The following is a 9,967-nucleotide window of genomic DNA, read 5'->3' as shown; positions in this document are numbered from 1 at the left end:
TTGCAGCGTGTAAGCGGCGCCGTAGGCCTGCATGGCCCAGCACTCCATCTCACCGAAGCGCTGACCACCGAACTGCGCCTTACCACCGAGCGGCTGCTGGGTGATCATCGAGTACGGACCGGTCGAACGGGCGTGGATCTTGTCGTCGACCAGGTGGTGCAGCTTCAGGATGTACATGTAGCCGACCGCGACCGGGTACGGGAACGGTTCACCGGAGCGTCCGTCGAACAAAGTCGCTTTACCATCCGCACCGACCATCACCTCGCCGTCGCGGTTGGGCAATGTGCAGCCGAGCAGCCCGCTGAGCTCTTCCTCCCGTGCGCCATCGAAGACCGGGGTGGCGAGATTGCTGTCGGCAGGCGCGGCCCGCATCTCCTCGGGCAGCGAAATCGCCCAGTCGGGTGTGCCCTGAATCTCCCAGCCCGCCTTGCCGATCCAACCGAGATGGGTCTCCAAGATCTGGCCGATATTCATACGACGCGGCACACCGTGACTGTTCAGGATGATGTCCACCGGAGTGCCATCGGGCAGGAACGGCATGTCCTCGGTGGGGAGGATCTTGCCGATGACACCCTTGTTGCCGTGGCGACCGGCGAGCTTGTCGCCGTCCTGGATCTTGCGCTGCTGCGCCACATAGACGCGCACGAGTTCATTGACACCGGGCGGCAGATCATCGTCGTCTTCGCGCGAAAACACCCGAATACCGATAACTTTGCCGGACTGACCGTGCGGCACCTTCATCGAGGTGTCGCGCACTTCGCGCGCCTTCTCACCGAAGATCGCGCGCAGCAATCGTTCCTCCGGCGTCAGCTCGGTCTCACCCTTGGGAGTGACCTTGCCGACCAGGATGTCGCCGTGTCGCACCTCCGCACCGACGCGGATGATGCCGCGCTCGTCGAGATCGGCGAGCACCTCGTCGGAGACGTTCGGGATATCGCGGGTGATCTCCTCGGCACCGAGTTTCGTATCACGAGCATCGACTTCGTGCTCCTCGATGTGGATCGAGGTGAGCACATCCTGTTCGACGATGCGCTGCGACAGGATGATCGCGTCCTCGTAGTTGTGGCCCTCCCACGGCATGATCGCCACGAGCAGGTTCTTGCCGAGCGCCATCTCACCGTTCTCGGTGCAGGGACCATCGGCGAGAACTTGGCCGGACTCGACCCGCTGACCCTCATCCACGATCGGGCGTTGATTGACGCAATTGCCTTGGTTCGAGCGGGCGAACTTGCGTAACCGGTAGCTCTTGCGTGTGCCGTCGTCGGCCATGACGGTAATGAAGTCGCCCGAAACCTCCTCGACCACACCGGCTTTCACATTGACGACCACATCGCCGGAATCGAGGGCGGCACGAAACTCCATACCGGTGCCGACAATCGGTGACTCGGAGCGGATCAGTGGCACGGCCTGACGCTGCATGTTCGCACCCATGAGGGCGCGGTTGGCGTCGTCGTGTTCGAGGAACGGAATCATCGCGGTCGCGACCGAAACCATCTGGCGCGGTGAGACATCCATGTAGTCGACCTCATCGGCCGGAACCGATCCGACCTCCTCACCGAGGCGCCGGGCCAGGATCTTGTCCTCCACCAGGTATCCGTCCGCGTCGATCAGCGAATTGGCCTGCGCACGCACATACCGTTCCTCTTCGTCGGCGGTGAGGTACTCGACCTCATCGGTCACCCTGCCATCGACCACCTTGCGGTACGGCGTCTCGATGAAGCCGAACGGATTGACCCGCGCGTACACCGACATGTAGCCGATCAGGCCGATATTCGGACCTTCCGGGGTCTCGATCGGGCACATCCGGCCGTAGTGACTGTGGTGCACATCGCGCAGTTCGAGGCTGGCGCGTTCACGGGACAGACCACCCGGGCCCAGCGCCGAGAGCCGACGCTTATTGGTCAGACCCGACAGCGGGTTGTTCTGGTCCATGAACACCGACAGCTGCGAAGTTCCGAAGAACTCCCTGATCGATGCGGTGACCGGACGGATATTGATCAGCGTCTGCGGGGTGATGGCCTCGACGTCCTGGGTGGTCATCCGCTCGCGGACCACCCGCTCCATCCGCGACATGCCGACCCGGATCTGGTTCTGGATCAACTCGCCGACCCTGCGCAGGCGACGGTTACCGAAATGGTCGATGTCATCGACGTCGACCGGAACCTCGACGCCACCGGGCGCCGTCATGGTCTTTTCGCCCGCGTGCAACCGGACGAGGTACTCGATGATCGCGATGAGATCCTCTTCGCTCAGCGTCTGGTCCGTGGTGGTGCTGATGCCGAGCTTCTTGTTCATTTTGTAGCGACCCACGCGCGCCAGGTCGTAGCGCTTGTCCTTGAAGAACAGGTTCTCCAGGAGCGCTTGCGCGGACTCCTTCGTCGGCGGCTCGCCCGGACGCAGCTTGCGGTAGATATCGAGCAAGGCATCGTCGGTGCCAACCGTGTGGTCCTTCTCCAGGGTCGACATCATGACCTCGGAGAAACCGAAGCGCTGCGTGATCTGCTCGGAACTCCAGCCGAGCGCCTTGAGGAAGACCGTTACGGGTTGGCGGCGCTTGCGGTCGATGCGCACACCGACGGTGTCGCGCTTATCGATATCGAACTCCAGCCAAGCACCACGCGACGGAATCACCCGCACCCCGTGCAGATCCTTCTCCGTGGTCTTGTCGACGCTGTGATCGAAATACACACCCGGCGAACGCACCAGCTGCGATACGACGACGCGCTCGGTGCCGTTGATGATGAACGTGCCCTTATCGGTCATCATCGGGAAATCACCCATGAAGACCGTCTGGCTCTTGATCTCACCGGTGTTGTTGTTGATGAACTCGGCGGTCACGAACAACGGCGCCGCGTAGGTCATGTCCTTGTCTTTGCACTCGTCGATGGAGGCCTTGACCTCCTCGAAACGAGGATCCGAGAAAGAAAGGGACATCGACCCGGAGAAGTCCTCGATCGGCGAAAGCTCCTCGAGCACCTCCTGCAGCCCTCCCACCGAATTACCCACGCCGAGCTCGGCGGCGCGGGCTTCCCATTCCGGGCCGCCGATCAACCAGGCAAACGAATCGATCTGCACGTCGAGCAGGCCGGGGACCTCCAGTGGCTCCCGGATCCTGGCGAAGGAAATCCGCTTCGGTGCACCGACCGTCCGGCTCGATTCTGACAAGGTGCGTCCTTCCCCTCACGCAATGCGTGAACATCGCTTGTCTTACTGACGAATTCCGCCCCGGCAGCGCACCCGAACGAAACTCGCGCACCACGAAGGAAACATCACCACAGCGGATGATGTTTACAACGATTGGTTCGTGAGGTGGACAGGAGGCAACCAGCGCAACGTCCAAAATTACACTCGCACTCGCTGAATGTCGAGTGCGAAATCAGAATAGGAATCAAGGTTTTTGGGCCACGTCAAACCCACGCTGAATTGCTTCCCATTTATAGAATAACTTGCGCACCCCGGCTGCGTCAAGGTTTTCGCCACATTTCAGGCGATGGGCCGGTTCGTAGGCAGGTTGACGAAGCTGGGCGCATCCGGATCGAGCTGCAGGTACTGCGGCTTGAGTTCGGTGGCGTTGAGCATCGGCCGAAAAGCCAATGCCTTCGGCACGTTTCCGGCGAACACAGCCACCCGCAGCCGGTGGCCGGGCAACAAGACGGCCTGCGTCGGGATGACCGCGATATCCAGTGTCATCGGCTTGCCCGGCACGACGGGCAGCAGGCTCTCCAGGGTGATCGGGTTGTACGGCGCGGTGTAATCGCCACTCGCCGAGCGCATGCTCCTCGCCTCGTCCACCGCACGCAGCGACGCGGTGAGCTGGCCGGTGGTCAACACGGTCGACGTGCCATCGGGTGCGACATCGTTGACGGTGACGTCCCAATACCCGTCCGTCGCATCGTGAACCGCATTGAGGTGCACATTGATCGGCCCGGATATCACCGTCGGCTCACTCATCTCCGCACTGGTGAAGGTCAGCCCGTTGCCCTCGGCGACGCGAGAATCCTTGGCGCAGATATCGAATGGCGCGGCGAGACCGGCGGAGCCCTGAGCGGCATCGCGCGAGCACACCATGGTCAACCCAGGCACCACCTGCAGGGCGATGCGCTCCTTGGGCTTCGTCGAGGACAGTGATCCGTCGTGCGCCGCATGGTCGGCGGTATCGCTCGACACCGAGGACAGATAGACACGACGATGCGTGACACCGGTTTCCGGGAACTGCCCCAAGGTCTTCCAGCCCGAGCCCTGCTCCCACAGCGTGATCGGCCCGAAGTCGCCGATGCCGTTATCGATGCCCTTGAGCCACTTGTCGAACCACACCCGCTGCAGCACATCCAGCCGCGGCGGCGCGCCGGCCGCACCCGTACCGGCACCCGGATTCGCATGATAGGTATCGCCGATCAGCAACTGCTTCTTCGCCTGTGGCAGTGGGATCACGTTGTAGAGTTTGGCCGCGCTATTGGCGAAGATGTCATGCCAGCCGCCGTACATGAAGGTGGGCACCGTAATTCGGTCGGGATGCCCGAGAATCCCCTGGCGGAATTCACTGTCGTCGTCGAGCGCGGCAGCCAACGTCGTCGGCACCCGGTCCAGCGACGGGGTGAGCAGCGCCTGGGCCAGCAGATCGGAATTGGTTGCCGGATCGGCCAACCTGGACTGGAGCCATTTCCAGTCGAAGGTGCCGTTGAGCATCGACTGCACGTCGGGAATCAACTTCGCCTGGTTCACATTGTTCAACCACAGCGGCAGGAAGGTCGTGCCGACACCGCCGCCCGGCGCGACGACATCACGCATCAGATCGCTACCCGCCTCCACCGGGAAGATGGCTTTCAGTGCGGCAGGGGCGTTTTCGGCCGCGCGAAGCTGATTGATGCCCGCATAGGAGCCGCCGCTCATACCGACAGTGCCGTTGGACCACGGCTGCTTCGCCGCCCAATCGATCACCTCACGGGTATCCAATTGTTCCCGCTTACCGAGGGTGTTCCAGGTGCCCTGGGAGAAGCCGGTGCCGCGGACGTCCGCGACCACCAACGTGTACCCGCTGCGGATGAGATTCCGGTCGATGCCGAGCACGGTTTGGATCATGCCGCCGTCGAGTGCGTGCATCAGCTCGCCGAATCCGCTGATCGGCGTGCCGGACAGATTGACGCGCCGGACCATATCCATGGTGAAGGGCCGCAGTCCGGGCGCGGCCAATGCCGAATCGATCAGATTGCCCATGAGTTTGGTGTACGGCGTGAGGTTCACGATTGTCGGCAACGGCTTGCCCACCACTGTCTTCGCCGCATCGACGGGCCGATACACATTGGCCTTGAGTACGACACCGTCGCTCATGCGAATCGGGACATCCCAGTCGATATGGACATCGGCATACTCCTGCGGACCGTCGTGCATAGCGGTCCACCGCTCGCCGAGGGCGCTGTCGATGCTTTGCTCGGCAGTCGCGGAGCCGCCGCCACTCGAAGCCAGTGCCACCACGGCCGCGACAACGGTCGCCAGTCGAAACGAACGCATAAGCGCAGGTGCCACTCCATGCCCCGACAAACTCCCGATCCCCTCTCGACTGGTACGCAGCATGCAGACAGGATCGCCCGATCGACGCGCGACGACTCCATAGCAATCCATCGGCGAATATCCCGCTAGGTACGGTCCATTCGGTTCGTCGGATTCCCCCGCAGACTCGCTGGACCCGCACCGAGGCGTTATCGAACCGTGACTGATCTACGTCGACCGACCTACGGGCACAAGCCACCAGGGATCGGCGCGACCAGGCTCGGCACGGGCACCCCGATCTTCATCGGCGACCCTCCGGCCCTGCGGCGGGTGGAAACCCGAACCTTCGACGACTCCGACGACATCCTCGTGCGCTATATCCCGCTCGATGCCGCGAACCGAGCCAGCGGCTACTTCGGTAGGCCGAGGCGATCGGTGATGCCGTCGAGCAGGCTGGTCAGCGTCCACTCGACGGGGTCTACGCCGCCAGTGGTGGTACGCGCGGCCAGCCAGCGAGCGAAGGCCGGATAGCGACCATCGGCGAGCATCGGCGCCAGCATCGGTTGCGCGGCGGCGGCCAGCTCGTCGTCGGTATGCAGTCCGGAGCGGGCCCGCATGCGGTTCTCCTCGGCGAGTTGCAGTGCGGCGCCGATGAGATGGCCGTCGACGGCGGCGGTGATCAGCGTCATATCGTCGGCGGCGATATCGAGGGGTTCCAAGAGGGCGAAACGGAAGTCGAAGTAGCACAGCGCATTCGGCCCGAGCGGCGGTCGCGTGTGCACGAGTTCACCGAACCAGAGGTGGCGCTGGATCACCGACCAGGTGGTCAGCGAAAGCTCTTCGAGAGCGGTGCGCCAATGGCCCGAAGGTGTTGCGGGTAGCGGAATCTCGCCGTAGACGGCGTCGATCATCAAGTCGACGAGACCATCCTTGCTCCCGACATAGCGATACAGTGACATCGGCGTGGACGCACCGACCGCCGTGGCGATCCGCCGCATGGTCAGTGCCCGCGCACCCTCGGCATCTGCCACGGTCAAGGCCGCCCGCAGGATGCTCGCCCGGCTCAACGTCGTAGTCGGTCGGCCCGGCGGTTCGGGTAGCGACCAGATCAACGGTCCGGGCGGCGACGATTCCTCGCCCATGCCTCCACCTCGCCGGCGCTCGCTCATGCCTCCACCTCGCTAGCGCTCGGTTCCGGCACGAGCGAGTGCTCGGCTGTGTTGATGGTTCGCTCGCTGAGCTCGCTCACTGCCACCTCCTTGCCGGGCATTCAACCATTCGTGTACAACGTACACATGATGTACAACGTACACGCACCTTGCGTTCTCATCGTCGGCGGCGGACTGGTCGGACTGTCGGCCGCACTGTTCCTGCGCCGGCAGGGCGTGGCAACGGTGCTGGTCGAACGCAGGCCGACCACTTCACCGCAGCCCAAGGCCCGGCGCATCAATATCCGGACCATGGAACTGTTCGGCCAGCTCGACATTGCCCAGGAGGTTCTGGACGCGGCCCGCGACCTCGCGGCATACCAGCACTTCGCGGCCGGTCCGACACTCGCGCGGGCCGAACGGATCCCCTTCACGCTGCCCGGCGGGGTGCCGGACTGGTCGACCATCACCCCGGCCGCCGCCTGCCTGTGTGCCCAGGATCTGCTGGAGCCGGTGCTGCGGCGCATCGCCGTGGCTCGCGGCTGCGATGTGCGGTTCGGCGTCGAGCTGACCGACTTCGCCGACGAGCCCGAGGGCATCACCGCCACGATTCGCGCCGACGACGGCACGGTCGAGCGGTTGCGCGCGGACTATCTGATTGCCGCCGACGGTGCGTCGAGTCCGATCCGCGAGCGGCTCGGTATTCCGCGCGATGGTCGTGGCACGCTCGGCCGAGCCGTCAATGTCTACTTCCGCGCCGATCTCACCGAGCGGGTGCGCGGCCGCGAATTCAACCTCTGCCAGATCGAGAATGCCGATGTGCCAGGAGCTTTCGCCTCGATCGACGGCTCACAGCGCTGGATATTCACCACCACCGAGGGAGTCGACCGTTCCCCGGATAAATGGCCGAGCGTATTGCGAACGGCCATCGGTGTTCCCGATATGCCGATCGAGCTGCTCAGCGTATTGCCTTGGGAGCCGGGGATGTTCGTCGCCGAGCAATACCGCGCGGGACGCGTCTTCCTGGCTGGTGACGCCGCTCATGTTATGCCGCCCTTCGCCGCCGCGGGCGCGAATACCGGTATCGAGGACGTGCACAACCTCGCCTGGAAGTTGGCGGCCGTCCTGCGCGACGAGGCCGATCCGGCGTTGCTGGACACCTACCACACCGAACGCCGCCCGGTCGGCTGGTACATCGCAGACCAGTCGAGCATCCGAACCGCCGACCTGCGCACCATGAATCGCGAAGCCACCGACGCCACACCACTCGCCGATCCGATCGCCCTGATCCTGGGCAACCGCTACCGCACGGGGGCGCTCATCGACGACGGCAGCACGCACACCATGGCGCATCTCGACCTCACCGGCCAACCCGGCACCCGGCTGCCTCATCGTTGGCTGACCGACGGTCGCTCGACGCTCGACCTCATCGGAACCTCCTGCGCTGTCTTGGTCGGCCCAGCAGGTACCGCCTGGAAGTCCCAGCTACCGCTGGAAGTCCATGAGCTGGACCAGGATTGGCCCGACACCGTCGGCCTCTCCGCTACCGGCGCACTCCTCGTGCGCCCCGATCAGATCATTGCCTGGCGTATGCCGAGCCTGCCGAGCGATCCGGCCGCCGAGTTGCACGCGGCCCTGGATCGCATAATGCGATGAGCCCGCGGTTATTTCGGTGGCGTCCCGATCGTCCGTACTTGCTTTCCATCCCAATGGAATTGGACCGGCGTCAGCGTGCCGTCCGGGCAGGCATTACAACTGCCGGGCGTCTTGTAGGTCACGCCGACGGTGTCATCGGTCGTGCGCCCGGGATCCAGTGACGTGAACCCGAGACTCTCGTGCGTCGCCGTTCCGACGAACTCGCCCTTGTGGAACAGCAGCACATGATTCGGTGAACTGCCGGTCGCGCCCTCGACCGCAATGATCACGGCCGACAGTGTGACGCACGGATCGAAGGTGCCCTCGAATCCGGCCGGATCGGTGGACCACGGCACCTTGGTAAGCGGATCGACGGGCAACGTCGCGATGGCGGAACCGATCACCGGTGCGTTCAGATCAACTCCGCATTTCGCCGTCGGTGCGGCACTCGACGTGGTCACCACCGAAGGGGTCGGGCCGTAATCGGTTATCCGGCCGCCGTTGTCGCCCGAGCCGCACGCGGTCACACAGGTGAGTCCGATACCGAGGGTGAGCAATACGAGCCGATAGGTCTGCATAGAGCGAAGGCCCCTTCAAGTCGGACGAGTGTCTCGATCGCGCTCCGTACACCATCATCGCATCGTCGAATCCGGCGGTAGCCACGGCCGGGCTCCCACCGGTGGGGTCGCTGCCCGGACAGTGAGTCGATAACGTCGATATCCGTCCGAGTCCTGATGAGGAGATCTGAATGGGTTCAACGATTTTCGCCGTGTTCCTACCGCTGGCCCTGGCGCTGGTGATGTTCGGGCTCGGGTTGACCTTGACCGTCGACGATTTCGCCAGAGTGCTGCGGTATCCCAAGGCGGCGGTGGTCGCGCTGGTGTGCCAGATGATCGTGCTGCCCGCGATCTGCCTGGGTCTGGTCTATCTGTTCCGGCTCGAGGGTGCGCTGGCCGTCGGGGTGATGTTGCTCGTGGCCTCGCCGGGCGGGCCGTCGGCGAATCTGTTCAGCCATATCGCCGGTGGCAATGTGGCCCTGAATATCACGCTGACCGCGATCAATTCGATTCTCGCCGTCTTCACCCTGCCGCTGGTGGTGACGCTGTCGTTCACGCTGTTCATGGACGATGACGCCGCGATCGGGTTGCGGCCGGATAAGTTCGCCCAGGTGTTCGCGATCGTGCTGGTCCCGGTCGCGGTGGGGATGTGGGTGCATCGCCGGTTCACCGACTGGGCCGAGCGGATGCGCAAGAACGTCAAGATCGTCTCGGCGGTGGTGCTGCTGCTGGTCGTGGTGGCGGCGGTGGGGCGCGAGTTCGACACATTGACCGAGAACATCGGCAAGCTCGCCACCCTCAGCCTGGTGTTGTCGACGCTGAGCTTCGTCATCGGGTACACCGTGCCGCGCTTGTTCCGGGTGGAGACCGATCAGGCGATCGCCTCGGCGATGGAGATCGGCATCCACAACGGCGCGTTGGCGATCGCGGTCGCCTCCAGTGTGCTGCACAATTCGCAGATGGCGGTGCCGCCCGCGGTCTACGGGGTACTGATGAATGTTCCCGCCGCCATCGCCGCATACTTGTTGGCGCGGCAGCTGCGCCGCGCGGCTCCCACACCGATTCCGGCCGCTACCGGCTAGGGCAACCGAGCGCGGCCTGGGTAGCCTTTGCGTGTTCGACGTCAGGTGAGAGGACCCC

The 9,967-nt window shown here is 64.0% G+C and carries 6 protein-coding genes; 2 read left to right on the top strand and 4 right to left on the bottom strand.

Annotated features, from left to right (window positions below):
• From rpoB to ON44_RS13150, 3 genes are all read right to left on the bottom strand, one after another.
• Nucleotides 1–3,165: DNA-directed RNA polymerase subunit beta (gene rpoB, locus ON44_RS13160; RefSeq protein WP_040689670.1), on the bottom strand; the 3,165-nt coding region annotated here is incomplete at its 3' end.
• A gap of 318 nt (nt 3,166–3,483) precedes the next feature.
• Nucleotides 3,484–5,508 carry a CocE/NonD family hydrolase gene (locus ON44_RS13155; protein WP_040689666.1) on the bottom strand — a complete coding sequence of 675 codons (2,025 nt, stop codon included), beginning with the start codon at nt 5,506–5,508 and terminating at the stop codon, nt 3,484–3,486.
• 389 nt (nt 5,509–5,897) lie between these two features.
• Nucleotides 5,898–6,629, bottom strand: a complete 732-nt coding sequence (locus ON44_RS13150) for a TetR/AcrR family transcriptional regulator (RefSeq protein WP_040689664.1) — start codon at nt 6,627–6,629, stop codon at nt 5,898–5,900.
• A gap of 153 nt (nt 6,630–6,782) precedes the next feature.
• Between ON44_RS13150 and ON44_RS13145 the strand changes: the two genes are divergently transcribed.
• The gene (locus ON44_RS13145) at nt 6,783–8,291 is read left to right on the top strand and encodes an FAD-dependent monooxygenase (RefSeq protein ID WP_245567132.1); all 1,509 of its coding nucleotides are present in this window, start codon (nt 6,783–6,785) and stop codon (nt 8,289–8,291) included.
• Nucleotides 8,292–8,299: 8 nt separating this feature from the next.
• Here ON44_RS13145 and ON44_RS13140 read toward each other — a convergent pair whose 3' ends face one another.
• On the bottom strand, nt 8,300–8,848 hold the full coding sequence (locus ON44_RS13140) for an LppP/LprE family lipoprotein (protein ID WP_051181953.1): 549 nt from the start codon (nt 8,846–8,848) through the stop codon (nt 8,300–8,302).
• A 170-nt stretch (nt 8,849–9,018) separates the two neighbouring features.
• Between ON44_RS13140 and ON44_RS13135 the strand changes: the two genes are divergently transcribed.
• Nucleotides 9,019–9,909, top strand: a complete 891-nt coding sequence (locus ON44_RS13135; protein ID WP_040689663.1) for a bile acid:sodium symporter family protein — start codon at nt 9,019–9,021, stop codon at nt 9,907–9,909.
• Nucleotides 9,910–9,967: the final 58 nt, after the last annotated feature.

It is taken from the genome of Nocardia vinacea NBRC 16497, assembly GCF_000308835.1.
Lineage (GTDB): Bacteria > Actinomycetota > Actinomycetes > Mycobacteriales > Mycobacteriaceae > Nocardia > Nocardia vinacea.
This window is presented reverse-complemented; position numbering and strand designations above follow the sequence as displayed.

Coding starts and splice junctions, on each gene's coding strand:
- ON44_RS13155 (WP_040689666.1), bottom strand. CDS start 5,508: ATGCGTTCGTTTCGACTGGCGACCGTTGTCGCGGCCGTGGTGGCACTG.
- ON44_RS13145 (WP_245567132.1), top strand. CDS start 6,783: ATGATGTACAACGTACACGCACCTTGCGTTCTCATCGTCGGCGGCGGA.
- ON44_RS13135 (WP_040689663.1), top strand. CDS start 9,019: ATGGGTTCAACGATTTTCGCCGTGTTCCTACCGCTGGCCCTGGCGCTG.
- ON44_RS13140 (WP_051181953.1), bottom strand. CDS start 8,848: ATGCAGACCTATCGGCTCGTATTGCTCACCCTCGGTATCGGACTCACC.
- ON44_RS13150 (WP_040689664.1), bottom strand. CDS start 6,629: ATGGGCGAGGAATCGTCGCCGCCCGGACCGTTGATCTGGTCGCTACCC.